Annotated in this window: 24 protein-coding genes and 1 rRNA gene; 11 read left to right on the top strand and 14 right to left on the bottom strand. The window is 73.3% G+C overall.

Translation table 11 applies throughout. The annotated features are described in order from the left end of the window. Positions 1–142 precede the first annotated feature (142 nt). Positions 143–1438 (top strand): ergothioneine biosynthesis glutamate--cysteine ligase EgtA, encoded by a 1296-nt coding sequence (gene egtA, locus ACH4ZX_RS18055; protein ID WP_398273182.1) that lies wholly within the window; start codon positions 143–145, stop codon positions 1436–1438. Positions 1439–1466: 28 nt separating this feature from the next. Here the strand turns inward: egtA and ACH4ZX_RS18050 are convergent, their stop codons facing one another. Continuing rightward, entirely contained in the window at positions 1467–2462 is a 996-nt protein-coding gene (locus tag ACH4ZX_RS18050) for an alpha/beta fold hydrolase (protein ID WP_398273180.1), read from the bottom strand. Between the two features lie 265 nt (positions 2463–2727). Between ACH4ZX_RS18050 and ACH4ZX_RS18045 the strand changes: the two genes are divergently transcribed. Continuing rightward, a complete protein-coding gene (locus ACH4ZX_RS18045) occupies positions 2728–3258 on the top strand; it encodes an HPP family protein (RefSeq protein ID WP_398273178.1) in 531 nt (176 codons plus the stop codon). 32 nt (positions 3259–3290) lie between these two features. Here ACH4ZX_RS18045 and ACH4ZX_RS18040 read toward each other — a convergent pair whose 3' ends face one another. Continuing rightward, a complete protein-coding gene (locus ACH4ZX_RS18040; protein ID WP_398273176.1) occupies positions 3291–4766 on the bottom strand; it encodes an AAA family ATPase in 1476 nt (491 codons plus the stop codon). A 61-nt stretch (positions 4767–4827) separates the two neighbouring features. Beyond that, positions 4828–6315, bottom strand: coding sequence for an ATP-binding protein (locus tag ACH4ZX_RS18035; RefSeq protein WP_398273174.1), 1488 nt, complete (start codon positions 6313–6315; stop codon positions 4828–4830). Positions 6316–6506: 191 nt separating this feature from the next. On the opposite strand from ACH4ZX_RS18035, the gene ACH4ZX_RS18030 reads away from it, so the two are divergent. Beyond that, positions 6507–6671, top strand: coding sequence for a hypothetical protein (locus ACH4ZX_RS18030; RefSeq protein WP_360752848.1), 165 nt, complete (start codon positions 6507–6509; stop codon positions 6669–6671). A gap of 34 nt (positions 6672–6705) precedes the next feature. On the opposite strand, the gene ACH4ZX_RS18025 is transcribed toward ACH4ZX_RS18030, so the two are convergent. After that, positions 6706–7575: a universal stress protein gene (locus tag ACH4ZX_RS18025; protein WP_398273172.1), complete on the bottom strand. Its 870-nt coding sequence runs from the start codon at positions 7573–7575 to the stop codon at positions 6706–6708. Between the two features lie 86 nt (positions 7576–7661). Continuing rightward, complete coding sequence (polX, locus tag ACH4ZX_RS18020; RefSeq protein WP_398273170.1) at positions 7662–9386, bottom strand: DNA polymerase/3'-5' exonuclease PolX; 1725 nt, start codon at positions 9384–9386, stop codon at positions 7662–7664. Between the two features lie 77 nt (positions 9387–9463). Between polX and ACH4ZX_RS18015 the strand changes: the two genes are divergently transcribed. The 5 genes from ACH4ZX_RS18015 (at position 9464) to ACH4ZX_RS17995 (ending at position 15581) form a co-directional block, all read left to right on the top strand. After that, positions 9464–10603, top strand: a complete 1140-nt coding sequence (locus ACH4ZX_RS18015) for a site-2 protease family protein (protein ID WP_398273168.1) — start codon at positions 9464–9466, stop codon at positions 10601–10603. Positions 10604–10778: 175 nt separating this feature from the next. After that, entirely contained in the window at positions 10779–11423 is a 645-nt protein-coding gene (locus tag ACH4ZX_RS18010) for a protein-L-isoaspartate(D-aspartate) O-methyltransferase (protein WP_398273166.1), read from the top strand. Between the two features lie 100 nt (positions 11424–11523). After that, positions 11524–12417 carry a universal stress protein gene (locus tag ACH4ZX_RS18005; protein ID WP_398273164.1) on the top strand — a complete coding sequence of 298 codons (894 nt, stop codon included), beginning with the start codon at positions 11524–11526 and terminating at the stop codon, positions 12415–12417. A gap of 98 nt (positions 12418–12515) precedes the next feature. Then, positions 12516–13847, top strand: coding sequence for a phosphoribosyltransferase family protein (locus tag ACH4ZX_RS18000; RefSeq protein WP_398273162.1), 1332 nt, complete (start codon positions 12516–12518; stop codon positions 13845–13847). 207 nt (positions 13848–14054) lie between these two features. Further along, a 16S ribosomal RNA gene (locus tag ACH4ZX_RS17995) occupies positions 14055–15581 on the top strand. A gap of 120 nt (positions 15582–15701) precedes the next feature. Here ACH4ZX_RS17995 and ACH4ZX_RS17990 read toward each other — a convergent pair. From ACH4ZX_RS17990 to ACH4ZX_RS17965, 6 genes are all read right to left on the bottom strand, one after another. Continuing rightward, positions 15702–16178, bottom strand: coding sequence for an Hsp20/alpha crystallin family protein (locus ACH4ZX_RS17990; RefSeq protein ID WP_398273160.1), 477 nt, complete (start codon positions 16176–16178; stop codon positions 15702–15704). Between the two features lie 128 nt (positions 16179–16306). After that, positions 16307–16738 carry a DUF2267 domain-containing protein gene (locus ACH4ZX_RS17985; protein WP_398273158.1) on the bottom strand — a complete coding sequence of 144 codons (432 nt, stop codon included), beginning with the start codon at positions 16736–16738 and terminating at the stop codon, positions 16307–16309. A gap of 339 nt (positions 16739–17077) precedes the next feature. Further along, the gene (locus ACH4ZX_RS17980; protein WP_324790343.1) at positions 17078–17302 is read right to left on the bottom strand and encodes a DUF1918 domain-containing protein; all 225 of its coding nucleotides are present in this window, start codon (positions 17300–17302) and stop codon (positions 17078–17080) included. Between the two features lie 360 nt (positions 17303–17662). Next, complete coding sequence (locus ACH4ZX_RS17975) at positions 17663–19087, bottom strand: RtcB family protein (RefSeq protein ID WP_398273156.1); 1425 nt, start codon at positions 19085–19087, stop codon at positions 17663–17665. Between the two features lie 53 nt (positions 19088–19140). Further along, on the bottom strand, positions 19141–19578 hold the full coding sequence (locus ACH4ZX_RS17970; RefSeq protein WP_398273154.1) for an archease: 438 nt from the start codon (positions 19576–19578) through the stop codon (positions 19141–19143). 137 nt (positions 19579–19715) lie between these two features. Continuing rightward, complete coding sequence (locus ACH4ZX_RS17965; protein ID WP_398273152.1) at positions 19716–20414, bottom strand: histidine kinase dimerization/phosphoacceptor domain-containing protein; 699 nt, start codon at positions 20412–20414, stop codon at positions 19716–19718. Positions 20415–20705: 291 nt separating this feature from the next. Between ACH4ZX_RS17965 and ACH4ZX_RS17960 the strand changes: the two genes are divergently transcribed. Both ACH4ZX_RS17960 and ACH4ZX_RS17955 read left to right on the top strand, forming a co-directional pair. After that, the gene (locus ACH4ZX_RS17960; protein WP_398273150.1) at positions 20706–21155 is read left to right on the top strand and encodes a DUF5707 domain-containing protein; all 450 of its coding nucleotides are present in this window, start codon (positions 20706–20708) and stop codon (positions 21153–21155) included. A gap of 231 nt (positions 21156–21386) precedes the next feature. Then, positions 21387–22253, top strand: a complete 867-nt coding sequence (locus tag ACH4ZX_RS17955) for a phospholipid scramblase-related protein (protein WP_398273148.1) — start codon at positions 21387–21389, stop codon at positions 22251–22253. A 457-nt stretch (positions 22254–22710) separates the two neighbouring features. Here ACH4ZX_RS17955 and ACH4ZX_RS17950 read toward each other — a convergent pair whose 3' ends face one another. Then, positions 22711–23646: a hypothetical protein gene (locus ACH4ZX_RS17950; protein WP_398273146.1), complete on the bottom strand. Its 936-nt coding sequence runs from the start codon at positions 23644–23646 to the stop codon at positions 22711–22713. After that, positions 23643–24545, bottom strand: a complete 903-nt coding sequence (locus ACH4ZX_RS17945; RefSeq protein WP_398273144.1) for a phosphatase PAP2 family protein — start codon at positions 24543–24545, stop codon at positions 23643–23645. Before ACH4ZX_RS17945 ends, ACH4ZX_RS17950 begins: the two co-directional genes overlap by 4 nt. A 245-nt stretch (positions 24546–24790) precedes the next feature. Between ACH4ZX_RS17945 and ACH4ZX_RS17940 the strand changes: the two genes are divergently transcribed. Further along, positions 24791–25405, top strand: coding sequence for a TetR/AcrR family transcriptional regulator (locus ACH4ZX_RS17940; RefSeq protein ID WP_398273142.1), 615 nt, complete (start codon positions 24791–24793; stop codon positions 25403–25405). 140 nt (positions 25406–25545) lie between these two features. On the opposite strand, the gene ACH4ZX_RS17935 is transcribed toward ACH4ZX_RS17940, so the two are convergent. Continuing rightward, positions 25546–26685: a DUF2510 domain-containing protein gene (locus tag ACH4ZX_RS17935; protein ID WP_398273141.1), complete on the bottom strand. Its 1140-nt coding sequence runs from the start codon at positions 26683–26685 to the stop codon at positions 25546–25548. Between the last annotated feature and the right edge of the window lie 146 nt (positions 26686–26831).

Below are 26831 nucleotides of genomic sequence, written 5' to 3'. Positions count from 1 at the left end.
GGGCGCTGAAAACCGGTCGCCGGGAAAGTGCGCCCTTGTCATGACAGGGCGGCACGGCGGACCCTGGGGCAGGCACGTCCGTACGCGAACCGGATGCCGGTTCGTGCCCCGCTTCCCCGCGGCGACCCAGGAGGCTCCCCCGATGTCTCTCTCACCGGAGGACGGCGCTGACGGTCCACCCGCCGTCACCGAACACGAAGCGGAGGCACTGGTCGCCGGAATCTGCTTCAAGACCGGCCCGCCCCGCACCGTCGGCGTGGAGGTGGAATGGCTCGTCCACGACGAACGTGCCCCGCACCGCGCCGTCGCCGCCGGGCGGCTGGAAGCGGCCTACGCGGCACTGCGCACCCTGCCGCTGACCTCCGCGCTGACCGTCGAACCCGGTGGCCAGCTGGAGCTGAGTTCCCGGCCCGCCCCGTCGCTGACGCGGTGCGTCTCGGAGGTCTCCGCCGATCTGCGGGCCGTGCGTGCCCTGCTGCGCCAGAACGGGCTGACCCTGGCAGGCATGGGCATCGACCCCTGGCGTCCGCCCCGCCGGTTCCTGCGGGAACCCCGGTACGACGCCATGGAGGTCAGCCTCGGCCGCACGGGTCCGGCGGGACGGACCCTGATGTGCGCCTCCGCCTCCGTCCAGGTGTGCCTCGACGCCGGGGCCGAGGGGCCGGGCGTCATGGGATTCACCCGCCGCTGGTGGCTGGCGCACCGGCTGGGCGCGGTGCTGGTCGCGGCGTTCGCGAACTCGCCCATGTCCGAGGGCCGGGCCACCGGCTGGCGGTCGACGCGGCAGCTGATGTGGACCGAACTCGACCCGGGGCGGTCCGGCGGGCCCGCCCTGTCCCACGATCCGCGCCGCGCGTGGGTGCGCCGGGTCCTCGACGCACCGCTGATGTGCGTACGGCGGGACGACGGGCCGTGGGACGTGCCGGACGGAGTGAGCTTCCGCGACTGGACCCGCTCGGACACCATGCGCCCGCCCACCCGCGCGGACCTCGACTACCACCTCACCACGCTGTTCCCGCCGGTCAGGCCACGCGGGCACCTGGAACTGCGCATGATCGACGCGCAGCCCGGGGACGACGGATGGATCGTGCCGCTCGCGGTCACCACGGCCCTGTTCGACGATCCACGCGCCGCCGCGATCGCACACCGGGCCGTGGAGCCGCTGGCCGGGCGGGCCGCCGGGGATCCCGCCCCGCACAACCCGCTGTGGACGGACGCGGCGCGCCGCGGGCTGTCCGACCCGGAGCTGAAGCGCGCCGCCGTGACCTGTTTCGCCGCCGCGCTGGACGCCCTGCCCCGGCTCGGCGCGAGCGGCGACGTGGTGGACGCCGTGGCGGCCTACGCCGACCGCTATGTCAGCCGCGGCCGTTGCCCGGCGGACGACGTCCTCGAACGGCTGCACGGCCGGGACGGGTGCGCAACGCAGGCTCTGCGCTGAGCCGAGCGGCCGGCCGCCGAGTCGATCGTCACAGTTCCTCGGCCGCGGCCCGCAGGGTCGCCTCGAGGATCACACGGGCGACGAGATCCGGCGCGTCGTTCATCGGGATGTGGCCGCACTCGGGCAGTTCGACGAGCCTGGCTTCCGGGATCATGGCCAGCACGCGCGCGGCCTGCCGCGGCGGCAGGATCCGGTCGCAGGCGCCCCAGGCGACGGTCACCGGCAGGCCGGGGACGTCCCCGCAGAACAGGCCGGGGGCCCGCCCGGCCCGCAGGGTCGCGTTGAAGGCGGTGGCGTCCCGCAGCGCCCGCAGATCGGCGACCAGCGTCTCGGGCGGGCAGCTCTCCGGCCGGCCGTAGACCGTGCCGGCCAGCGCGGCCCGGGCGGTCGCCGTGTGCGCCAGGCGGACCATGGCCATGTCAGGCAGCAGCCGCACGCTGTGCCGGGCCGCGGCGAGCAGGGCGTACGTCCGCCGCCGTTCCGCGTCGGTCCAGAACCCCGCCGGCGCCAGGGCCGTCACGCTGCGCGCCAGTCCGGCCTGGCCCAGACGCAGCGCGATCAGTCCGCCCAGCGAGTGCCCGACCACGTGCGGCCGCTCCACGCCCAGTTCGGCGAGCACGGTGCCCAGCCAGCCCACCGCGGTCCGCAGATCGCGCGGCACGGCCGGATCCAGGTCGGGAGACTCCCCGAACCCGGGCAGGTCGATGGCGATCGTCTCGTGCCGCTCGGCCAGCAGCGGCACGACGGCGTCCCAGGCCCGGCGGTGATGACCGACGCCGTGCAGCAGGACCAGCGGCTCCCCGGTCCCCTGCCGCTCGTACGCCACCGTCACCGGGCCCAGACCCGCGGCCCGGCCCTGCACGAACGACGTCGTCCGCACCGGCACGACGACCTCGCCGCTCTCACGTCTGCCGTCGGGTTCCGCACGTCCGGGAGTCAGCAGGCCGTAGAGGTAACTCGCCGCCGCACGCACCGAGCGTGTCGGGCCGTCCGTGGCTGCTATGAAAGAAGAGATCAGGGCCATCGTCGGACACCTACCTCACCGATAAGCACTCCTTCATCAGAAGTCAGCGCTACCGACCATGGTATTCCAACCTCTCGTTCCCCGCGCGCGGTGAACATCCGGCAGCGGACCACTGACCTGGCACTTCACCGCCGGGTCCATGGTCAGGGCCGCACTCACGGGCCGCACTCACCCGGGGGAACGGAACGGTTCCCGCCCCCGCCGGAGGCGATCCGTGCCGCGCCCCGCGGGTACTCGGTCACGTACACCGGGGAAGGAGGCGGCCATGGAACAGCAGTCACGGGCGGCCCCCGACGAGCGGGAGGTGCTGGCCCGGACGGTCGCCGACGTGATGCGCCCCGCCGCGGTCACCGTCGCCGGCGACGAGACCGTTCTCGTCGCCTGGGAGCTGCTGGAGCGGTCCGGCACCCGTCACCTCCCGGTCGTACGTCCGGACGGCCGCTGCACCGGCCTGCTGGACCGGGCCGACGTGGCGGTCGCCTGTGCGGCGCCGGCCGCCTCGCTGTCCGGCCGGCGCGTGGACGAACTCCTGCCCCGCCACAGACCGGCGCTCGTGCACGCGGGGCAGACCGTACGCCACGCGGCCGACGTCATGAGCTGCGCCGACGCCGACGCCCTGCCGGTGCTGGCGGAGGACGGACGACTGGCCGGGGTGCTGACGGCGGCCGACATCGTCGCGGCCCTCGCCGGCCGGGCGGAGCGGGGCGAACCCGCCGGCACCCACCCGCCGGCCCCGCCGACGACGCTGCCCGGGCTCCCGCCCCGACGGGCGCGGCGCGGCACGGCGATTCCCTGACCGCCCGCACACACCGCCCGCCCGGCGGCTGCTCAGGAGGGTTCCCCCGAGGGGGCGCGGAAGACCGGGGTCCGGTCGGCGTCGTGCGGGCGGACGGCGGCCAGCGCCCGGGCGACCGCGGCCTCCAGGGAGCCGCTCGTGTCGACCGTGACGGCCCTCGGCCACGGCCGTTCCGCGGCCGCCATCGCGGTCGCCACGCCGGCGTCGGCGTCGGAGGCCCCGGAGGTGCGGGTGGCCAGGCGGGCCGCCGACATCGCGCCCGGCACCTGGCAGTGCAGGGCCACCAGGTCGGCGTGGGCGCGTTCGGCCATGCGCAGGGCGGCTTCGCGCTGTCCCGCGTCGTGCCAGGTGGCGTCCAGGACGACGGACTCACCGCGGGACAGCAGGGCCGACGCGCGATCGAGCAGGGCCGCGTACGTCCTGGCGGTCCACTCGGGTGTGTACAGGCCCTCGCCGTAGGCGGCCGCCGCGGACTGCTCCACCGGGATGCCGGCCAGCTCCTTGCGGAGGCGGTCACTGCTGAGCAGGGTGACGCCGAGCCGGTCGGCGAGCGCGCCGGAGAGCGTGGACTTCCCGCTGCCCGGGAGCCCGCCGACGAGGGTCACCCCGACGACGGAGGCGCGCAGATGGCGCAGGGCGGCCGCGATCAGCCGGTGCGCCGCCGTCCCGGCGCCGGGTGCGCCCTGGCGCGCCTGGATCAGCGAGACCTTGGCGCGGACGAAGGCGCGGTAGGCGACGTAGTGGTGCCGCAGCGAGGGCGGCGCCGGGTCTCCCGAGTACTCGCCGTACGCGGCGAGGAAGAACGCGGCGGCGTCCGCGGCGCCGAGCTGTTCCAGGTCCATGGCCAGGAAGGCGGCGTCGTCGAGGCCGTCGACGTAACGGAGGGTGTCGTCGAACTCAAGGCAGTCCAGGACGCGGGGGCCGTCGTCGAGGCAGAAGATGTCCTCGGCCAGCAGGTCTCCGTGGCCGTCGACGATCCGCCCCTGCGCGATGCGCGCGTCGAACAGCTGCCCGCGGCCGACGAGGTAGCGGCGCACCAGCCGCTCGGTCTCCGCCACGCCGTCCGGCACGGTGCCGTCGCCGGACATCGCCCGTACCTGGGCGAAACTCGCCTCCCAGCGCGCCGACAGCGCCTCCCGCGTCCCCTGCCGGTCCACCTCGGGCCTGCGGGGCGCGTTCGCGTGACGGGCGGCGAGCAGCCGGGCGACGGCCCGCAGCGCGTCGTCGACGGGCGCGCCTTCCCGCACCAGCCGGGACAGGCGCCGGCCCGCGGGCATGCGGCGCATCACGACCAGGGGCTCGGACACGTCCGTGTCCGGGCCGCGGAACTCGCCCAGGCCCAGATAGACGTCCGGGGCGAAGCGGCGGTTGAGGGCGACCTCCCGCTCGCAGCCGGCCCGCCGGGCGGCCACCGTGGAGTAGTCCAGGAACTCCAGGTCGACCGGCTTCTTGACCTTGTAGGCGCGGTCCCCGACGAAGAACAGGACCGCGGTGTGGGTCTCGCACACCTCGGCACGGGGGAGCGGCGCAGTCCCGGGAACGGCGCCGGGGCGCGGGTCGGCTGCCACGCTATCGCCCCCGGTACAGCCGGTCGGGGTCGACGAGGACCACCTGCCCGTCGGCTTCGGCCGCGCGGAGCGCGGGGGTGAAGCCGACGCCGCTGTAGCAGGCGGGCCGGGTGCGGGTGACGTCCTCGCCGCGGGCGGCGAGCAGACCGAGCAGGTGACGCAGGTGCTCCAGGTGGGGGGTGTCCATGACCTCGTCCCAGCGGGCCACGCCCACCGACAGCAGGGGCGCGAGGCGGCCGTCGGCCCGGCCGCGTACGACGACCTCCGCCTCCACGTCCCGGCCGGCCCGGCGTTCCGGGTCCGGGAGCGAGCCATGGGCCGCGCTCGCGGGGTGCCCGCCGAAGACGGCCGGGTCGGCGAAGTCCAGCGCCCACTCCCGGCAGATCCGCGCGAAATGGGGGCCCGCCACGGCGGAGTCGAAGACGGGACGTGCGCGCCGCCAGACCTCGCCGGCGTCCTGCTGTTCCAGCGCCTGACGATGCGGCCAGACAGACCCGTGTTCGAAGGCGAGCAGCGGCTCCGCGATGCGCAGCCGGACCAGGTTCGGCCGGAAGGCGTCGGGTTCGCCATACAGCAGACCGCTCGACCGCAGCAGCGTGAGACAGTGCGACGCGTCGGTGAGCGGCGTGCCGAGACGTTCCGCGATCTCGCCCTGGGTACGGCAGCCCGAGGCGATGGCGGCGAGCGCGGAGTGGCACAGCGCACGGTCCCAGTGGTCGGTCTCCTCCTGCATCAGGTGATGCGCCTCCAGGAACAGGGGAGTGCCGGGGTTGAGGACCGTCCGGCACACCCAGGCGTCGAAGTCGTCCGGCCCGCCGGGGGCGTCGTCGCCGGCGTAGCGCCGGTAGGCGGGGGTGCCGCCGACGACGGCGTGGACCAGCAGCGCGAGCCGGGGGTGGTCGATGCCCCAGAACCGCGCGGCCTGCCGGAAGTCCAGCGGGCGCAGGGTGAGTTCCAGATCGGCCAGCCCGCGCAGCGGTGAGGCCGCGCCGAACAGCCGGTGCATCACCGGCAGGGAGCTGCCGCTCAGCAGCAGGCGGGTGCGGTTGTCCCGGCCCGTGTCGCGCAGCCGCCGGTAGGCGGTGTGGATGACGGAAGGCAGTTCCGGGCTCTGCCGTACCAGCTCGGGGAACTCGTCGAGCACGACCGGCACCGCCCGCCGGTCGCCCAGCGCGAGCACCGCCTCGACGGCTTCCTCCCAGCCGGTTCCCCGGGCCGGCCCGCTGCCCGTGTGCCGGGCGAGTTCGTCGCCGAGACGGCGGAGGGACTCCGCCCGGGCAGCCTGCTGCGCGCCGAAACAGAAGCCGCCCAGCGCTCCGGCGAGTGCCTCCAGGAGGTAGGTCTTGCCCTGCCGGAGCCGTCCGGTCACCACACCGAGACCGGCTCCGGGCCGGTCGTCGCAGGCGAACGCGACGAGCGCGTTCCACTCGGCGTCCCGGTCGAAGACCGTCTCCGGCTTCGCGGGACGGAAGACGTCGGACGACGGCATGGCTGCTCCCCTCGCTCGGCAGCGCTCTCCTACCAGTACAACGTCGGAAACCGGCCGCCGCGACACGCGCGGTCACCCCGGGCGGCGGCCCCGCGAACCGAATTGCGGCCCGCCGCGGCCGGGTTCAGGCTGGAACGGTGTCCGAACACGCGCCTGTGGTTGTGCATCCGCCGGGACCCGGTGGCGGGAGAATGGTGACGATCCACGGTGAACCGGCCGGTACGGCCTATCACCTGCTCGACGTCCTGGAGTTCCTGCGCCGGGCCGGCCTGCGGGAATCGCACCGGGGGATCGACGACGAGGAACTGGTCGAGTGGCTGGGCGGCGACTCCAGAATGTGGCGCGGAGAGCCGTAGCCCGGTCGCGAAGTCGTGATGCGGGACGCCCGGATCAGTCGTGCGGGACGACGGCCACGGAGCAGCGCCCGTGGTGAAGGGCGGCCTGCGTCACCGGACCCAGGTGGGGCACCAGGCCGGGACGGTGCCTGCGCCGGCCGACGACCAGCAGCGCGGCCCCTTCGGCGGCCCGGACGACGGCCTTGGGCGGGCTCGCCAGACGGACGCTGTCGTCCACTTCCACCTGCGGGTACTTCTCACGCCAGGGGCGCAGTGCTTTGCTGAGCTGCTGCTGCGCCTCCCGGGTGATCTCCTCGCTGATGTTGTGGTCCACGCCCCAGGGCACGCGCGCGTGCAGCGGCACGCTCCGGCCGTGCACGGCCTGCAGCGGCACGCCCCTGGCCGCGGCCGTGTGGAAGGCGAAGTCGAGCAGGTCGTCGGAGGATCCGTGCAGTTTGAGGGCCACGACCACGCGGCTCGTGGGCGTCGGCCGCGGCTCTCCTTCCGGGGCTTCGGCGCGGACCATCACGACCGGCCGCTCGGCCCGTGCCACGACCGGCATGCTGACGTCGCCGAGGAAGTAGCTCTCGACGGGCGCCAGGCCGCGGGAGGCGAGCACGAGCATCTCCGACTCCGACGCCGCTCGGAGCAGGGCGCTCTGCGCGTCGTCGGCGACCAGCTCCGGGACGATGGTCAGGCCCGGGTGGCGCATCTGGAGTTCCGCCCGGACGGTGTGCACCAGACGCCTGGCCCAGTAGTTCTGGTCGACTTCCGAGGGCACGTCGGTCGGCTCCGGCACCAGCAGCGGCCACGCGTGCAACAGGCGCAGGGTGAGCCCCCGCTTCTGGGCCTCGTCGGCGGCCCAGCGGGCCGCGGCAAGGCTCTCGGGTGAGCCGTCGAGGCCCACGGTGACGACTGCGTGCATGGCGGCGGCCTCCGTTCTCTCCTTCGAGGAGTACCCCAATCCCCTCCGCGGCGCATGCGGACCCGCGGGACGGTTCGCACCCCGCGTCAGTCCCGGTCCTTGCGCAGGAACCGGCGCAGGCGTCGCAGCGGCCACGTGTTGATCACGTCGTCGGGGGTGAGCCATCCGCGCTGCGCGGTGCCGACGCCGTAGCGGAGGTAGGCGAGCTGGGGGATCGAGTGGGCGTCGGTGTCGACGGCGAACTTCGCCCCGTGGTCCCTGGCCCGGAGGATGTCCTCGTCGCCGAGGTCGAGGCGGTCGGGCTGGGCGTTGATCTCCAGGGCCGTGCCGGTGCGGGCGCAGGCGGCGAACACCTCGTCGAGGTCGGCGTCGATACCCGGCCGCTTGCCGATCAGGCGGGTGGTGGGGTGGCCGATGACGTTGACGTACGGGTTCTCGCAGGCGCGTACGATCCGCCGGGTCATCGCCTTGCGGCCGAGGCTGAAGTGGGAGTGCACCGAGGCCACGCGGATGTCGAAGCCGCGGAGGAACTCGTCGGGCCAGTCGACGTCTCCCTCCGGGCCGATGTTGAGTTCGGTGCCGTGCAGCAGCCGCATGCCGTGGTGTCCGCCGTCCAGGGAGCGCACCCGCTCGCGCTGGGCGAGGATCTTCTCGTCGGTCATGCGCTGCATGTACAGGTCCGGCGCGTGGTCGGTGACCGCGTAGTACGCGTAGCCCCGCCCGGCCGCCGCCGCCACCATGTCCTCCAGGGAGGCGAGCCCGTCGGTGAGGTCGGTGTGGGTGTGCAGGTCGCCCTTGATGTCGGCCTCCGTCACCACCTCGGGGAGTTCGCCGCGCAGCCCGGCTTCGATCTCCCCCCGGTCCTCGCGCAGTGTGGGCGGGATCCACGGCAGGCCGAGCCTGGCGTACACCTCGTCCTCGGTGCGGGAGGCGACCCGTTTTCCGCCGTCGGTCTCGAACAGGCCGTACTCGGAGAGCTTCAGCCCCAGGTGGACGGCGATCGTGCGGGTGCGGATGTTGTGGCCCTTGGAGCCGGTGAAGTACTGCAGACCGGCACCCCAGGCGTCGGGCCGTACCACCCGCAGGTCGACCTGGACGCCGAGGACGGTGCGGACCGAGGTCTTCTTCTCGCCGTGCGCGATGACCTCGGCGGTGGAGGGCAGTTCGGTCAGGGCGTCCATGAAGGGGGCCGACCGGCCGGCGGCGACGAGGATGTCGATGTCGCCGACGGTCTCCTTCATGCGGCGCAGCGATCCGGCGTAGGCGCAGTCCTCGCAGCCGGTGATCCGGGAGAGTCCGGCGACGATGTCCTCGGCCGACTCCATGGCGGTGCCCAGCGGGATCCGCCCTCCCGCCTGCCGCATGAGGGCGATGCCGTGCAGGATGTTCTCCTCGGTCTTCTCCCCGAAGCCCTTCAGGTCGCGCAGCTTCTCCGCCTCGATGGCGTCGGTCAGTTCGCTCACCGAGGAGATGTGCAGGTCCTCGTAGAGCGCCAGCGCCTTCTTCGGACCGAGGGTCGGGATGGTGATGAGCTGCCGCACCCCCGCGGGAATCCTGGCCCGCCGCTCCTCGACCACCGAGACCTTGCCGGTGCGGAAGTACTCGACGACCTTCTCGGCGATCGACTTGCCCACGCCCGGGATCTCCTTCAGGCCCGCGGCGTCCAGGTGGGAGACGTCGGCGGGATGGCCCCCGATCGCGCGGGCGGCCTTCTCGTAGGCGCGCGCCTTGAACGGGTCGCCTCCGGTGATGGCGATGAGGTCCGCGTACTCCTGAAGGAGCGCCTCGACCTCCTCGTTGGGCCGGACCACGGGTCAAGTCTAGGAAGCGGCCCGTCCGGGCCGCCAGTCGGCGCGCGAAGCCGCCGGCCGGAGGGTCTACTGGAGGGGTGCGGGCGACGTTCGTTCTGGGACGGATCGCCGGCGTACGCGTCGGCGTGCACTGGAGCGTCCTCGGTATCTTCGCCATCGTCGCGCTCGGTCTGGCGCAGGGCCGTCTGCCGGTGGCGCATCCGGGGCGTTCCTGGGTGGTGTACTGGGCGGCGGGCCTGTGCACCGCCGTGGTCTTCTTCGCCTCCCTGCTCGCGCACGAGGTGGCGCACGCCGTCGTGGCCCGGCGCAACGGGGTCGAGGTGGACGACATCGTGCTGTGGCTGCTGGGCGGGGTGGCCCGGCTCAGGACCGAGGCGTCCACGCCGGGCGCGGAGCTCAGGATCGCCGGCGTCGGCCCCCTCGTCAGCCTCCTGCTGGGAGGGTTCTTCGCGCTCGTGGCCTGGCTGCTGGACCTGGCGTCCGTGTCCGTGATCGTGGTGGAGATGGCGGCCTGGCTGGCGGGCATCAACGTGCTGCTCGCCGTCTTCAACGCGGTGCCCGCCGCCCCGCTGGACGGCGGCCGGCTGCTGCGCGCGTTCCTGTGGTGGCGCACGGGAGACCGGCTGCGGGCGACGGCCGGCGCGACCGCGGCGGGCAAGGGTTTCGGGTGGCTGCTCGTCATGTTCGGGCTGATCGTGTTCATGGCGCGGGGGGTGTTCGGCGGCCTGTGGCTGGCGCTGATCGGCTGGTTCCTCATCGCGACGGCCACCGCCGAGGGACGGCAGGCCCAGCTGCGCGGCCTGCTGGCCGGCGTCCCCGTGCGGGACGTCATGACCCCCGAACCCCTGACGGTCTCCGCGGACACCACGGTCGCGGACTTCCTCGCCGACGCGCGCTACCGCTACCGGCACTCGGCGTTCCCCGTGACCGACGGCGGGGCCCCGGTCGGGCTGGTCACCCTCGACGAGGCCAGAAAGGTGGCGCAGGCCGGAGCCGCGGCCGTACCGGTGCGGGAGGTGATGGTGCCGCTGTCGCGGACCGTCGTGACCGGGCCGGACAGCGCGCTGGCGGACCTGCTGCCCCGCATGGAACGGGGCGCCGAGAACCGGGTCCTGGTCGTGGCGGACGGCAGGCTCGTCGGAATCGTCTCGCTCTCGGACGTCAGCCGTACGGTGAACTGGCTGATGAACGCCCCCGGGCGGGGTGGCGGACGATGACCCGCGCCGCGCCGGCCGGCGACCGCGGCCCGGGACGTCGGACGGGCTGTGGGGGTACCTGGATCCGGTGGTCACACCGCCGGGGCGCCGACGGGGGGATGCGCGGCCGCGGTGGCGGGCCATCGGCACCGGCCGTCGCACGGGAACACCGGCCATCGCACGGAAAGCGGAGAACATGACGGAAACCGCCCCTCCACCCGAGGACCTCGTGAGGGCCGTCCGAGCGGTCGGCATCACCGACGAACGCCTGCTGGAGGCCGTACGGGCGACGCCCCGAGCGGCGTTCGTCCCCGCCGGCCACCGTACGCGGGCCTATGCGGACGCACCCGTTCCGATCGGGCACGAACAGGTGACCACGCAGCCCTCGCTGTCGGCGACGATGATCGAGGGCCTCGACCTGAGCGGGGACGAGCACGTCCTCGAGATCGGCACCGGCCTGGGCTTCCAGACCGCGCTGCTCGCCCGGCTGGCCGCCGACGTCGTGAGCATCGAGCTGTGGCCGGACCTCTCGCGGCAGGCCGGCGACAACCTGGCCCGGCAGGGCATCCGGAACGTCGAGCTGCGCGTCGGGGACGGCAGCGGCGGCGTGCCGGAGCGCGCCCCCTACGACGCCATCATCGTGTCCGCCGCCTTCCCGGAGGTCGCCGCGCCGCTGGCCGGGCAACTGCGCGTCGGCGGCCGCCTCGTACAGCCCATCGGGCCGGGCGGCCGGGACCGGGTGGTGGCCTTCCGGCGCACCGCGAAGGACCTGGAACGCCGACGGGTCCTCACGCCCGCCCGCTTCGTCCGCCTGCGCGGACGGTACGGCTTCCCCGCCTGAGCCGTAGCATGGCTCGTCGCCGGCGATCATCCTTCCCGGCCCGAGCTCGTCCATGGGACCCGAACGACGGCGGTGCATCGCGCTGACAGGAACGCACAACATGACCACGTCGCAGGCGCGGGGGGCGGTCGTCGCCGGGGTGGACGCCACGTCCGGCGCCGGGCCGGTGCTGGCCTGGGCGGCCGACGAGGCGGCGCTGCGCGGCCTGCCGCTGCACGTGGTGCTCGCCGTCGACGCGTCCGCGCCGGAGAGCGGCCGCGCCGCCCCCGGTCCGGTTCCGGCGCCGGGGGGTCCGGCGGCGCCTGCCGCGGTCGCGGCGCTGCTGGAGGAGGCACGCGAGGCCGCCGTCGCGCGGCATCCGGGACTCACCGTGGTGTGCGAGCCGGCCGACGGCTCCGCGGTGGACGCCCTGCGGGCGCTCGCGCCGGGAAGCGTCATGGTGGTGATCGGCTCGCGGCACCGTGGCATCGTGCGGGATCTGGTCAGCCGCGACTCGCTGGGGCCGTCGCTGGTCGCGCAGGCGGCCTGCCCGGTCGTCGTGGTGGGCGGGCCGGAGTCCGTACCCCAGGCTCCGCCGCGGATGGTGGTGGGTGTGGACGGTTCGGGCGTGTCGAGGGAGGCGGTGCGGTTCGCCTTCGAGGAGGCCGCCTTCCGCGGTGCCCGGCTGATCGCCGTCGCCGCCTGGGAGCCGCAGTATCTCCGGGATCTGGCTCTGGAGGACGCCGAGGACGAGGTGCGGCGGGTGCTGGCGGAGTCGACGGCGGGCTGGCGGGAGAAGTATCCGGATGTCGAGCTCCGGCACGAGGTGGTCCGCGGCCACCCGGCGGGTGTGCTCGGCGACGCGGCCCAGGGCGCTGTGCAACTGGTCGTGGGCAGCCGCGGCCTCGGCGGATTCTCCGGGCTGCTGCTCGGCTCGGTGAGCCGGTCGCTGATGCGCCGTGCGACCTGCCCGGTCGTCGTCGTCCCGCACCGCGCCGGGGAGGGCGTGGTCTGACTCGGGCGCGCATCCGTTCAGCGCCGGGGTGAGGATGGAAGTGCGGCGTGCGGGCCGTCGCCCGCCGTGTTCCTCCGGGGGGACGAGGAGGTCGCATCGTGTTCTATCTGGATCGTCGTGATGCCGGTCGGCGGCTGGCCGCCCGGCTGGCCCACCTCAAGGACGCTGGGGTGGTGGTGCTGGGCCTGCCCCGGGGCGGGGTTCCGGTCGCAGCGGAGGTGGCCGGGGCGCTGGGCGCGCCGCTGGACGTGTGCCTGGTGCGCAAGCTGGGCGTGCCGTTCCAGCCGGAGCTGGGAATGGGAGCGATCGGCGAGGGCGGCGTACGCGTGATCAACGATGACGTGGTGCGCATGGGGAGGGTCACCGCCGAAGAGCTGGCCCGGGTCGAGGCCCATGAGCGGGAGGTGCTGCAGAGCCGTGCCCGGCACTACCGGGGCGGACGGGAGCCGGCCGACCTCCGGGGCCGCACGGTGGTGGTGGTCGACGACGGGGTCGCCACCGGGTCGACGGCGCGCGCGGCCTGCCAGATCGCCCGCGCCCGCGGGGCCGCACGGATCGTGCTGGCGGTCCCCGTGGCGCCGCACGACTGGACCGCCCGGCTCGGCGACGACGCCGACGAGCTGGTGTGCCCGTACACCCCCAGGAGCTTCTTCGCGATCGGCGAGTTCTACGCCGACTTCTCCCAGACCGACGACGACGAGGTCGTCGCCTGCCTGGAAGAGGCGGCCGACCACCCGGTGAGCACGCGCCACACCGAGCCGCATCATCACGCCGTGCCCGAGGACCGGGAGGCGGACGTCCAGGCCGGCGGGGCGGTGCTGCGCGGGCAGCTGACGGTGCCCGACGGCGCGAGCGGAGTGGTGCTGTTCGCGCACGGCAGCGGCAGCAGCCGGCACAGCCCGCGCAACCGTTTCGTCGCGGCCGGGCTGAACCGGGCCGGGCTGGGCACCCTGCTGTTCGACCTGCTCACCGAGCGGGAGGAGATCAACCGGGCCAACGTCTTCGACACCGGCCTGCTGGCGCAGCGTCTGGCGGACGCCACCGGCTGGCTGCGCGGGCAGCCCGAGTGCGAGGGGCTGGCCGTCGGCTACTTCGGGGCCAGCACCGGCGCCGCCGCCGCGCTGTGGGCGGCCGGTGAGCCCGGCGCGCGGATCGCGGCGGTCGTTTCCCGGGGCGGCAGGCCCGACCTGGCCGGGCCGCGGCTGCCCGCGGTGACGGCGCCCACGCTGCTGATCGTCGGAGGCCACGACGAGCTGGTCCTCGACCTGAACCGCGACGCGCAGTCCCGGCTGCACTGCGAGAACCGGCTCGCGGTCGTCCCCGGCGCCACTCACCTCTTCGAGGAACCAGGCGCTTTGGAAAAGGTCACCGAGCTGGCCCGTGACTGGTTCGCCGACCACATGGTTCCGGTCACCCACGCGGCGTCCTGAATTCGGTCGCCCGCTCCGTCCGGCACGTGCGCGGGGAATATCCTCGCCCATCATTCGGTTGTAGTGGATGAGGGAGCGGGCGGGCTGTCAGTATTCCGGTGGAACACGAAGCGGTCCGGTCGAGATCCCGGGTTCCTTGAGAACTCGACAGCGTGCCGAAGCCAGCGCCGTTGTCCGCGTCGAGGTCGAAATGATCTCGTCGAGGCATTCACGGAGAGTTTGATCCTGGCTCAGGACGAACGCTGGCGGCGTGCCTAACACATGCAAGTCGAACGGTGAAGCCCTTCGGGGCGGATCAGTGGCGAACGGGTGAGTAACACGTGGGCAACCTGCCCCGGGCTCCGGAACAACCCCGGGAAACCAGGGCTGATACCGGATATGACCTCCACGGGCATCCATGGGGGTGGAAAGGGTTTCCGGCCCGGGAGGGGCCCGCGGCCCATCAGCTTGTCGGTGGGGCGACGGCCCACCGAGGCGACGACGGGTAGCCGGCCTGAGAGGGCGAACGGCCACACTGGGACTGAGATACGGCCCAGACTCCTGCGGGAGGCAGCAGTGGGGAATCTTGCACAATGGGCGCAAGCCTGATGCAGCGACGCCGCGTGAGGGACGACGGCCTTCGGGTTGTAAACCTCTTTCAGCGGGGAAGAAGCCTTCGGGTGACGTCACCCGCAGAAGAAGCACCGGCAAACCACGTGCCAGCAGCCGCGGTAATACGTGGGGTGCAAGCGTTGTCCGGAATTACTGGGCGTAAAGAGCTCGTAGGCGGCCCGTCACGTCGGCTGTGCAATCCCGGGGCTCAACTCCGGAACCGCAGCCGATACGGACAGGCTCGAGGAAGGCAGAGGCAAGTGGAATTCCCGGTGGAGCGGTGGAATGCGCAGATATCGGGAGGAACACCGCAGGCGAAGGCGGCTTGCTGGGCCTCTCCTGACGCTGAGGAGCGAAAGCGTGGGGAGCGAACAGGATTAGATACCCTGGTAGTCCACGCCGTAAACGATGGGCACTAGGTGTGGGCGGTAGCCATTCCGTCCGTGCCGCAGTCAACGCATTAAGTGCCCCGCCTGGGGAGTACGGCCGCAAGGCTAAAACTCAAAGGAATTGACGGGGGCCCGCACAAGCGGCGGAGCATGTGGCTCAATTCGATGCAACGCGAAGAACCTTACCGAGGCTTGACATGCCGGGAAATCTTCCGGAGACGGAAGGTGCCTTCGGGCGTCCGGCACAGGTGGTGCATGGCTGTCGTCAGCTCGTGTCGTGAGATGTTGGGTTGAGTCCCGCAACGAGCGCAACCCCTGTCCCGCGTTACCAGCAGGCCCTTTCGGGTGCTGGGGACTCACGGGAGACCGCCGGGGTCGACCCGGAGGAAGGTGGGGACGACGTCAAGTCATCATGCCCCTTATGTCTCGGGCTGCACACGTGCTACAATGGTCGGTACAATGGGCTGCGACACCGCGAGGTGGAGCGAATCCCCAAAGTCGGTCTCAGTTCGGATCGGGGTCTGCAACCCGACCCCGTGAAGCAGGAGTCGCTAGTAATCGCAGATCAGCATTGCTGCGGTGAATACGTTCCCGGGCCTTGTACACACCGCCCGTCACGTCGCGAAAGTCGGTAATGCCAGAAGCCGGTGGCCCAACCCGTAAGGGGAGGGATCCGTCGAAGGTGGGACTGGCGATTGCGACGAAGTCGTAACAAGGTAGCCGTACCGGAAGGTGCGGCTGGATCACCTCCTTTCTAAGGGAGCTGTCCTCGACCGCGCTGACAGGCCGGTCAGGCGCGCTGTCGGGTTCCAGGGAACGAAAAGCCTGCGGTCGTGGGCGGGGCCACCCGTCCACGACCGCAGGCGTCTGTGTGTCAGGCCTGGGTGATCTCGATGTGCTTGGACCTGGTCCCCTGGGACTTGGGGACGACGACCGTCAGCACCCCGTCGGCCAGCGTCGCGGTGACCTCCTCCTCCTTGACGTCGGACGGCAGCAGAACCCGGTACTCGAAGCGCCCCGTGCGCCGGGTGCTGCGCCGCAGCACACCTTCACGCTCCTGCTCCTTGTACTCGCCGGCGATGCACAGTTCCCGCTCGCTGAGCTCGACGTCGATGTCCTCACGCTCGATGCCGGGCAGTTCCGCCTCGACGAAGTAGGCGTCGTCGGTCTCCCGCAGATCGGCCGGCGGGGAGAAGACCGTGGCGGCGGGCGCGGCGCCGGCGGCCTCCAGGAAGCGGTTCATCCGCTCGAAGAGGTCACCGAACTCGGCGGCGATCGGCTCGCTCCAGCCCAGGGTGGGGAAGGAACGTTCCAGGAGCCGGCCATGCTGGTGGTGTACGGGCAGGGTCATCGCGGTTCACCTCCGCGAAACGACGGCAAACGGGTCAACTCCATGCTGCGCGCCTCCACCGCGCCGGGCGACTCGGGCACCGCACCGTCCTGGGCGGCACCGTCCTGGGCGGCCTCCCGCGTCGGCGGTCAGCCCGCGGGCTGGAGGAACAGCGCGCGGATGTCGTGCGGGAGTTGTTCCAGGACCGCCTCCAGGTGCCCGGTGGAAACGTGCTTGCGCACCACGGCCGTGACCGCGGGGACGATCCGGGGCACGTCCTCGGCGGCGACCTTGGCCTCCTGGACGAAGCGGTTGACGTAGCCCTCGCGGTCGTACTTGATCGGCACGATGCTCGGGTCCCAGCCGTCGTAGTAGGCGCCCCGCAGCAGTTCCGGGAGCTGGGCGGCGAAGTGGGCGGCGACATCGACGGTGACCCGGTCGCGGAGCGTGTGCAGCCAGGTGCGCAGGACCCGGTGGGCGAGGTGGCGGTCGTCGGTTCCCAGCGCTTCCGACACCGCTTTCAGCCAGATGTTCGCGGTGTGGATGGCGTGCTCGAAGTCGGGATGGTGAGTGGCGGGCATGGTCTTCCCTTCCGGCCTGTCCATGGCTGCCGTGCGCCGGGCGGTACGGCGACGCCTGCACGTGGGGGCGCCTTCGATTCCGGACGCCTTCCTGTGGTGACGCCTTCGCGTGAGCGGCGGGCGCGGTCGGCAGTCGGCTCGTTCAGAGGTGGCGGGGTACGGCGGCCCCTGTCCGGCGGCGCCGCGGATGCGCGGCACGGGGCCCGCTCGGCGGCCGCTCTCCCTGCCCTATGGGCTCCATGCTAGGGCGGAGCGAACCGGTCGGCAGCCGCAGCGCCGCACGGCAGCACGCCGCGTTCTCCGGCGCTGCCGGCCGATCCGATCCGGTCGAGTCACGAGTCACGCTTCGTGGGAAACGTGCCCGCGTGCGGTGTGTTCGCCCACGAATTCGAGGTGGGCCTCGGGGCCGGGGAAGAAGACGGTCTCCCGGCCGTCGTCCGTCCAGCGCACGACGTACGGCGGTGTGCCGTCCGGATGCTCGAGGCGCACGATCTGTCCCCGGCGGCGCTGCCCGCCCAGATGCAGGGACTCCACCACGATCCAGTCTCCGACGTGTGCGCGCATGGGGTGCTCCCTCCGCCTGTTGTCCGTCTCTCCGACGCCGTCGGCGCCGGGGAGAGCGCGTGTCAGGGGTGTCGAACGGCTCACCCCTTCCCCCGGGGCCGCCATCGGCGCCCGGGACCGGCACGCCCACTCTCCAGCGTACGCGGGCACACCCTGCCCCGCCCGGGACCGGCCCGTCCGCTCCGGTCCGCCCGCTCCGGTCCGCCCGCTCCGGTCCGCCCGCTCCGGCCCGTCCGTCCACGTCCGGACGGCCACGCGGCCGCGACCGCCGCCACCGGCCGCCGCTCCGGCCTGTCCGTCCACGTCCGGACGGCCACGCGGCCGCGACCGTCGCCACCGGCCGCCGTTCCGGCCAGGGCCTCAGCCCTTCAGCACGCCCAGCGGCACCAGGCGCGCGACCAGCCGGCCCAGCCCGTTGTGCTCGCCCGCCCGGACGACCGCGTCGACGTCCTTGTACGCCTCGGGCGCCTCCTCGGCGACGCTGCGCCAGGAGGCCGGCCGGACCGCGACCCCCGCACCCGCCAGCTCGCCGCGCAACTGCCGGACGGTGACCTCGCGCACCGCGCGGTGCCGGCTCCAGAGGCGGCCCGCGCCGTGGCAGCAGGAGTCGAACGCGTCGTTGCCGGGGACGCCGGTCATGACGTACGAGGCGGTGCCCATCGTGCCGGGCACGAACACCGGCTGGCCGAAGGGGCGCAGGGGCTCGGGCAGGCCGGGGTGGCCCGGCGGCAGGGCGCGGGTGGCGCCCTTGCGGTGCACGCACAGCAGCCGCCGCCCCCCGTCGGCCGGGTGGGTCTCCAGCTTGGCCAGGTTGTGCGAGACGTCGTAGATCAGGTCCAGGCCCTCGCCGGTGACCTCGCGGAACACCTTGCGGGTGGCGTCGGCCAGCAGGTGGCGGTTGGCGTGGGCGTAGTTGGCGGCCGCGGCCATCGCGCCCAGGTAGGCGCGGCCCTCGGGCGAGTCCACGGGCGCGCAGGCCAGCTGCGGATCGGGCACCTCGATGCCGTAGCGGCGCATCACCGCGTCCATCGTCCGTACGTGGTCGGTGCAGATCTGGTGGCCCAGCCCGCGCGAGCCGCAGTGGATCATCACGTACACCTGGCCCGGGCGCAGCTCGAAGGCACGCGCGCACGTCTCGTCGTACACCGCGTCGACGGTCTGGATCTCCAGGAAGTGATTGGCCGAGCCCAGGCTGCCCACCTGCCCGGCGCCGCGTTCCAGGGCGCGCTCGCTCACCTGGGTGACATCGGCGTCGTCCACGGCGCCGCGGTCCTCGCACCGCTCCAGGTCGCGCCGCACGCCGTGGCCCCGCTCGACCGCGTACCGGGCGCCACCGCGCAGCACCTCGTGCAACTGCGTCCGGTCGGCCGGCTGCCACAGGCCCCCGCGGCCGAGGCCGCGCGGGATGAGCGGGTCCAGCCGGTCCATCAGGTCGGGCAGCCGGGGCAGCAGGACGGAGCGGCTCACGCCCGCGGCGAGCAGGCGCACCCCGCAGGAGATGTCGAAGCCCACTCCGCCGGGCGAGACGACGCCGCCGGAGGCGATGTCGGTGGCGGCCACACCGCCGATCGGGAAGCCGTAGCCCCAGTGGATGTCGGGCATGGCGTACGAGGCACGCACGATGCCGGGGAGCGTGGCCACGTTGGCCACCTGCTGCAACGCCTGGTCATGGGGTTCGGCGGGCAGCAGTTCGCGCGGGGCGCAGACGACGCCGGGGACCCGCATGGCACCGGTCCGTTCGATCCGGAACCGCCAGGGGCCCTCCGCGGTCAGTTCGATGTCCATGTCGGTGCCGTTCCTCGGCGTTTTCGTCCCGGTGCCGGACACCGGGGCGGGCGTCACACATCCAACGTCACACGGCAGGCCCACCCGTGCGACCCCTGGGCCAGCGAGAGCCCGTGCAGGGCGACGGCCTTGGGCACGGCCCCGGTCTGCGCGGCCGCCCGGCTGTCGATCATCGTGAAACGCACACGCACCCCGTTCCGGGCCGGTACGACGACGACCTCCGCGGGAAGCTCACCCGCCGTGTCCATGCGGTAGACGACCTCCTCGAGCACGGCGGCCAGCAGGTGCGCGTCGTCCTCGGCCGGCACCGCGCACTCCCGGGTGACGCCGGGGGCGGCGGCGGGCAGGTCGGCGAAGCTGCCCACCACACCGCGCACCGCCTCGGCGATGCACTCCTCGCGGGTCGGCGCCCACGCCTCCACGCGCAGATCGCCGGTGTGCGGAAGGCTCCGGTGGCCGCGCGGCGACGGCTCGGGCTCGGCAGGGGGCACCGGACGTCCTCCCCGGCACGGTCGACTGTGCGGACACGTCCGCCGTTCGTGCGGACACATCCGTTGTATCGGCATACTCCCCGGACCGCGCGCCGGGGCGGGACGGGTCCGGCAGGCGGCGCCGGCCCGCCCGGCTGTCAGGGCGCGGAGCCCGGGCGGTCGCCGCGGCTCAGCGCGCGGGCGCACCAGCCGATGACCGCGGCGTTGACCAGCGCTCCGAAGACGACGGCCGCGACCAGCATCGCGGCGCCGTCCGGGAGGACGAGCAGCACCAGACTCGCCGGGGCGGTGGCGAGGAAGGGGATGACGGCCGTCATGGACTCACCCGAGTCGTCGGTCACGCTCACCGCGAACGCCCACACCAGCGGGGCGGCCCAGCCGAGAAGCAGGGCGGCACAGCCGAGAAGGTGGACGAGGCCGACGACGCCGAAGGCGTCGTGCGGCCGACGGGGCAGGGATCGGCCGGAAGCGGTACCGGTCACGGGACGGACTCCTTGGACGCGTCGCGGACCGTCCTCGTGGGAGGGGGCCGGCGCCCGTACCGCGCCGAGCGGGCGGGTGACCTTGCGGCCGGTCTCGACCGCGAAGTCCAGTGCCTCCCGGACCAGTCCCGGGCGTCGTTCGCGCAGGCCCAGGGCCGCGCCCGCGGTGACCACCACGGCCGTCAGATGGTGGGCGCTGACGTCGTGCAACTCCCGCTCCATCCGGCGCCGTTCGGCGGCCGGCGTCCGGTGCCGCTCGGACTCGGCCCGCTTCAGCAGCAGTTCGGCCGCGGCGCGCGCCCGACGGGTCCGCCGCCGGAGCAGGCCGGCGTCGCACGCGGCGGCGTACAGCACCGCGGTCAGGACCAGGTCGAGGCCGTCGCGCTCCCGCAGCCCGTGCAGGGTGTTGCCTGAAGGAGTTGCCGGACGGCGAGCGCCACCACGCTCAACACGGAGGTGCAGGCGTCGCGTTCGCTCGCCACCGTGAACAGCGCCGGCGCGCCGCCCGCGGTGCCGAGGACGGTCGTCGCCCCGGCGTGCAGCAGCCCGGCGCCCCCTTCCGTGTGCCGGAGCGCCCTACGAACTCACCTACGAACTCACCTACGAACTCACCTACGCGTTCTGCGAACTCACGGGGGATCTCCCATGCCCAAGCGCATTCTGCTCGCCTCCGTCAACGGCGCCGTCGCCCTCGGCGGGCCGGCCGCCGGCGGTCTCGCCCTCGCCCCGGCCCCCACGGAGCCGACCCTGGAGAACGGCGCCGTCCGCTACACGGCCCCGTCCGACGGCGGCGCGGGCTCGTTCAGTCACACCGTGGACGTCGGCGACGACTCCGGCGTACGGCGCCTGAAGGTCCTCGCCTGGCCCGCCGGTTCGAAGCTCGACCCGACCGAGGCGGAGCTGCGCTCGGCGGAGAGCGCCACGTGCCGGAGGTCCTCGGACGAGACCGCCCGCTGCACCTACACGCTCGAGCTCACCGAACGGCAGGTGGCCGGGCTGGACAAGGGCACCTGGTACGTCTCGGCGCTGGCGACGGGCCGGGACGGCGACACGACGTTCGTGCCCCGCGCCGCCCGCTTCGACGGCGCCCAGTGACTCCCGTTTGCCGGGCCGGTACTCGAGCGCCGCCGGCAACAGGTGCCGGTTACCGAGTCCGGCTTCGCCGTTCTTGCGGTGATTCGCCGGACATGTCGAGAACGGGTGTCCCGGGGTCGGTGACCCTGCCGTCATCGCCGGGTGACCGGCCGTCATCGTGGAGTAAAGGGTGATGAATACGGCGTCGGCGGGGCTGGCCAGGTGCCGGTACCGACGGGATAGTGTGCCCCGGTGACCACGCATTCGAACACTCCTGCAGGCTGGTATCCGGATCCGCACGGAGCGCCCCAGACGCTCCGTTACTGGGACGGCGCCCAGTGGACCCAGCACACCAGCCCGGACCAGGGCGCCCAACAGGCCCCGGCCGTCCAGCAGGTGCCCCAGCAGGTGCCCCAGCAGGCGCCTCACCAGGTGCCCCAGCAGGCCGCGGGTCCCGACCCCCGCGTACAGCGTCAGGTGCAGCAGCAGGCCGGTGTCGCCGCGGGCGGCCCCGGCGGCGGCACCCTGTTCACCGAGCCGGTCCTGGTGGTCAACCAGAAGGCCAAGCTGATCGAGCTGACCAACGAGTACAAGGTCATGGATCAGAACGGCAACCAGATCGGCTCGGTCACCCAGGTCGGACAGAGCGCGCTGAAGAAGGTGCTGCGCTTCGTCTCCAGCCTCGACCAGTTCATGACCCACAAGCTGGAGATCCGCGACGCCTACGGGCAGCCGCAGCTGCTGCTGACCCGGCCCGCGAAGTTCCTCAAGTCGCGGGTGATCGTGTCGCGTCCGGACGGCTCGCCGGTCGGTGAGATCGTCCAGCAGAACATGATCGGCAAGATCAACTTCGCCATGAACGTGAACGGCCAGAAGGTCGGCGCGATCAAGGCGGAGAACTGGCGCGCCTGGAACTTCGCGATCGTCGACCACGCCGACAACGAGGTCGCCCGGATCACCAAGACCTGGGAGGGCCTCGCCAAGACGATGTTCACGACCGCGGACAACTACGTCCTGCAGATCCACTACCAGCTGCCCGAGCCGCTGCTGAGCCTCGTCGTCGCGACGGCGCTCACCGTCGACACGGCGCTCAAGCAGGACTCGCGCGGTTTCGGCTGAGACCGGCCGTGACGGCGTACGGTGTCCCGGCCTCGTCCGCCGGGACACCGGCGCCGGTCCGCCTGGGGCGGTCTCCGGGCACGGTGCGGCCGTCGCCGCCGGGTTCGCGTCTGCCGTGTCCCTCGGTCGCGCGTGCAGTCGCCGCGCCGGACGGTCGCGCGGCGGCACCATGCCCTCGTGTCCCCGGCCGGGACAACGGGCGACGGCGGTAGGGACGGGGCCTGCGGTCCGGCGAGCGCGGGAGAGCTGTCGGCATGCGCGTGGCGGTGACGGTGAAGCCCGGCGGGACGCCGGCTTTCGGTCCGGCCGTGGCTTTCGGCCCCGTCTGAAGGTCTGCGGCCCGGTCTGAAGGTCCGAGGCCCGGTCCGTGGGCAGGTCCGGTCCGTGGGCAAGGCCCGGTCGGCGGCGCCTCGAGCTGGAGGCGGGGCGGGCTCTCCGGCCGAGGTCGGCACAGCCGTCACAGGGGTGTGAGGTGTCCTCGTTCCGGTTGCCGGGGGACCAGTGCCGGTTCCACCGAGGCGGTCTCCGGCTGCAGTGCGAGCACCGCCGCGACCGGGTGGTCGTCGTCCGCGGCCCCGGGCGTCGCACGGCTGAGCAGCAGCACGCCCCAGGACGCGAGGCCCGCTCCCGCCAGGGCGAGGAGCACGCCCGCCGGGCCGGCCTGCAGCCGCTCGCCGAGCAGGAGGAGCCCGATCACCGCGGCGGCCACCGGGTTGGCCAGCGTCACCACGGCGAGCGGGGCGCCCAGACCGCCCCGGTAGGCGGTCTGCGACAGCAGCAGCCCGCCCGTCGCGAACGCCGCCACCAGCAGCGCCAACCCGACCACCTGCCAGACCGGCAGCGCGCCGGACCCGCCGGTCGCGGCCACCGTCACGGTCTGGGTGAGCGCCGAGGCCACCCCGGAGGCGAAGCCCGACGCGGTCGCGTGCCGCAGGCCGGGCCGGGCGCCGGGCCGGGCCAGCAGCCCTATCAGCGCCGCCGTCGTCCCCGCCACCGCCAGCGCCTGCGGCACGCTCAGCACGTTGTCGGGCGCGGGCCCGGACGCCACGACGAGGATCGCGCCGAGGCCCGCCAGCGTGAAGGCGGTGCCCCGCCACTCCGCCGCGCTGACCCGCCGCCCGGCGATCCGCGCGCCGAGGGGCACCGCCGCGACCAGGGTGAGCGCACCGAGCGGCTGCACCACGGTCAGCGGGCCGTACCGCAGGGCGACGACGTGCAGCAGCGCGCCGGCCCCGTTGAGCGCGACCGAGCACCACCAGGCGCCCGAGCCCAGAAGCCGCAGGGCAGCCGTCCCGGAGCGGCGGGAGGCCAGCCGTTCCTGGGCCACCGCGGCGGACGCGTAGGCGACGGCGGAGACCAGCGACAGCACGAGGGCGAGGACGGCGGCGCTCATCGGCCCGCTCCGACCAGGGGAGCGTCCTCGGCGTGTCCGGCGTCCTCGAGGTCGCCGGCGTCCTTGAAGCCCTTGAAGTCGCTGAAGTCCTTGGCGTCCTCCGCGTCCCTGGCGTCCTCGGCGGCGGGCGCCTGGGCCGGTACGGGCCTCGCGCGCCCGTCGCCGGCGGTCGTCGCCGTCCGGTGCGGCGGGCGGATCGCCGCGAGGGCGACGCCGAGCAGCGCCGTCGCCGCGAGCGCGTCCAGCCAGTAGTGGTTCGCCGTGCCGACTATCACCAACAGGGTCAGCAGCGGATGCAGCAGCCACAGCCATCGCAGGCGCGACCGGGTCACCAGGATCAGGCCGACCGCCACCATCAGGGCCCAGCCGAAGTGCAGCGACGGCATCGCCGCGAACTGGTTCGACAGGTGGTCGGTGCGCGGCGGCCCGTACACCGAGGGGCCGTACACGTGCCCGGTGTCGACCAGGCCGGTCGCCGCGAGCATGCGCGGCGGGGCGAGCGGAAACCCGAGGTGCAGCACCAGGGCCGCCGCGGTGACCGCGGCCAGGACGCGGCGGGCCCAGACGTAGTGCGCGGGGCGCCGCAGGTAGAGCCAGACCAGGAAGGCCGCGGTGGCGGGGAAGTGCACGGTCGCGTAGTAGGTGTTCGCGATCTGGGGAAGGCCGTCGCCGTGCAGCAGCAGGGACTGGACGGCGCCCTCGCCGGGCAGGTGGACCGCCCGCTCCAGGTCCCACACGCGGTCCGCGTTGCGGTAGGCCTCGGCGGTGTGGCCGGCCGCCAGTTGCCGGCCGGCCTTGTAGACGAGGAAGAGCCCCGCGACGAGCAGGATCTCGCGGACGAGCGGCGGCCGTGTCACGGCCGCCGGCGCTGCCGGTGCAGGCTCGGTGCGCGCATCCATCCCCCGGCCCCTTCACTGACGTGGTGTGTGTGCTGCTTGCGAGAGGAGACTCGGCTCATGGCCGAAACTCATCAGTGCGTCATCGGGACGCCCACGTATCGATACGTCAGTGTACCGATACGTTGGTGTACCGATACGGCAGTGTACCGATACGTGGCTGTACCGGTACACTGACGTATCGATAGACATACGCCACACCGGACCGCGGTATTCCCCGCCGTCGGACACGAGCGAGGAGAAGAGAGATGACGTCGCAGGCCGCGGAGGGACCGGAGTCGGTCGCCGCCTCGCGCCGCTCCAAGATCACGCCGGAGCGTGAGCGGGAGTTCTACGACGCCGTCCTCGAGCAGATCCGCGAGTGCGGGTACGACGCCGTGACCATGGAGGGCATCGCCGCGAGCACCCGCTGCAGCAAGTCCACGCTCTATCGGCAGTGGAAGACCAAGCCGCAGTTCGTGGCGGCGGCGCTGCGTTCGTCCCGCAAGGTGCGCTTCGCCGGCATCGACTCCGGTTCGCTCGCCGAGGACCTGCGGCTGGCCGCGCGGGCCGCGGGGGACTGGACGGGCAAGGACACCCGGCTGCTCCAGGCGCTCGGCCACGCCGTCACGCAGGACCGGGAACTGCAGCAGGCGCTGCGCGAGGCGCTCGTCGACCCGGAGATCACCGCGCTCAGGGAGATCCTGCGGCGCGGCGTCGAACGGGGTGAGATCGCCGCCGACCACCCGGCGCTGGAGTTCGTGCCGACGCAGATCTTCGGTGTCCTGCGCGTCCGCCCGGTCCTGGAGGGCAAGTACGCCGACCCGGACTACCTGGTGCGGTTCGTGGAGGCCGCCGTGCTGCCGGCGCTGGGACTGACCTGAGACCCAGGCCGCCGTCCGTGGGATGACAGGACGGTGACCTGCTCGCGCCGCACCGTGGGGACGGGGGCGGCGCGCACCCCCCCGGCCGGGTGGGGTTCCTCTCGAGCGGAGAGGCGCCCCACCCGGCTGATCCGCAGCGCTCAGACGTTCTGGCCGTTGCCGCTGCCGGTCGACACCTTGATGCCCTTGGTGATGTCGTCGATGACGGACTGCTGCTCGCCGACGTCCACGCCGAAGCGGACCACGACGATCCGGGAGGGGTTTGCGGGCGACGGGAACGCGAGCGACTCGACGTAGCCGTCGGCGCCCTTGCTGGTGACCGCCTTCCAGCGGACCAGATAGCCCTTCTGCCCGGCCACGGTGACCGCCTTCGCGGCCAGCACGTCGTGCGAGGTGATCGAGCCGTAGCTCTTGCCGCCGTAGGACTCCTCGGCGTTCTTCTTGATGTCGGCCTTCGCGACCGCCTCGGCCGTGCTGCCCGCGATGCCGAGCGCCTCGGCCGGCGCCGAGTACGCACCGCCCTTGGTGCAGGTCGCGGAGGTGTCGCCGGGGCACTTGTAGGAGTCGTTGGACGTCACCTGCGCGCCCGCGGTGATCTCCTGGCCGTACCAGCCGTCCGGGATCGGGATGCTGATGCCGCTGACCGCGTCGGTCACCGACCCGCTCTCGATCTTCGGCGCCTCGGACTGTCCGGGCCCGGGCGCCTCGGACCCGCCCGAACCGCCGGAACCTCCCGAATCCCCGGAGCCGCCGGGACCGCCGGGACCGCCGAACGGGCCGCCCTGGCCCTCCTGTCCGCCGGGACCGCCCTGGCCGCCCGGCCCCTGCGGCGCGCCGGCGCTGGTGCCGCCCGAGCCGCCGCCTTCGGACAGCGCGTACACGCCCACACCGATGCTCGCGAGGACCACCACGGCCACCGCGACGGCTATGCCCGTGCGCGCGCCGCGCCGCGGGGCGGCCGGAGGCGGGGCGGGATAGCCCGGGTAGCCCATTTGGCCCGGGTAGCCAGGTTGGCCCGGGTAGCCGGGTTGGCTGGGGTAGCCCGGTTGGGCCGGATGCCCGGGGTGGCCCGGATGTCCGGGGTGGCCGGGAAGGGTCGCCTGAGTGGCCGGATGCGCTCCGCCCGCGGGATCCTGCGCCGGGGGACCCCATACGGCGGCCGTGCCCGCGGGGCGGGTCCGGTCCGTCCATGCCTTGCCGTCCCACCAGCGCTCGGTGGCGGGACCCTCACTTGTCTGCCCGGGATCGGGGTACCACCCGGGAGGAGTCACCTGCGTCATGCCCCCACCGTATGAGGCGTCGGTGAAAGCGGGATGAGAGGATCCGCCCTCCGGACGGTTCCGGCGCGTGCGCGGTGTCGGCGAGGGGGCAGCGATGGCGTCGGCGAGGACGTCGGGCCGGGTCCCACGGGCGTGTTCCGGCCACC

It is taken from the genome of Streptomyces sp. NPDC020490 (assembly GCF_044335305.1).
Lineage (GTDB): Bacteria > Actinomycetota > Actinomycetes > Streptomycetales > Streptomycetaceae > Streptomyces.
Note: the sequence above shows the minus strand (reverse complement) of the source record. Positions and strands in the feature narration are given on the sequence as shown.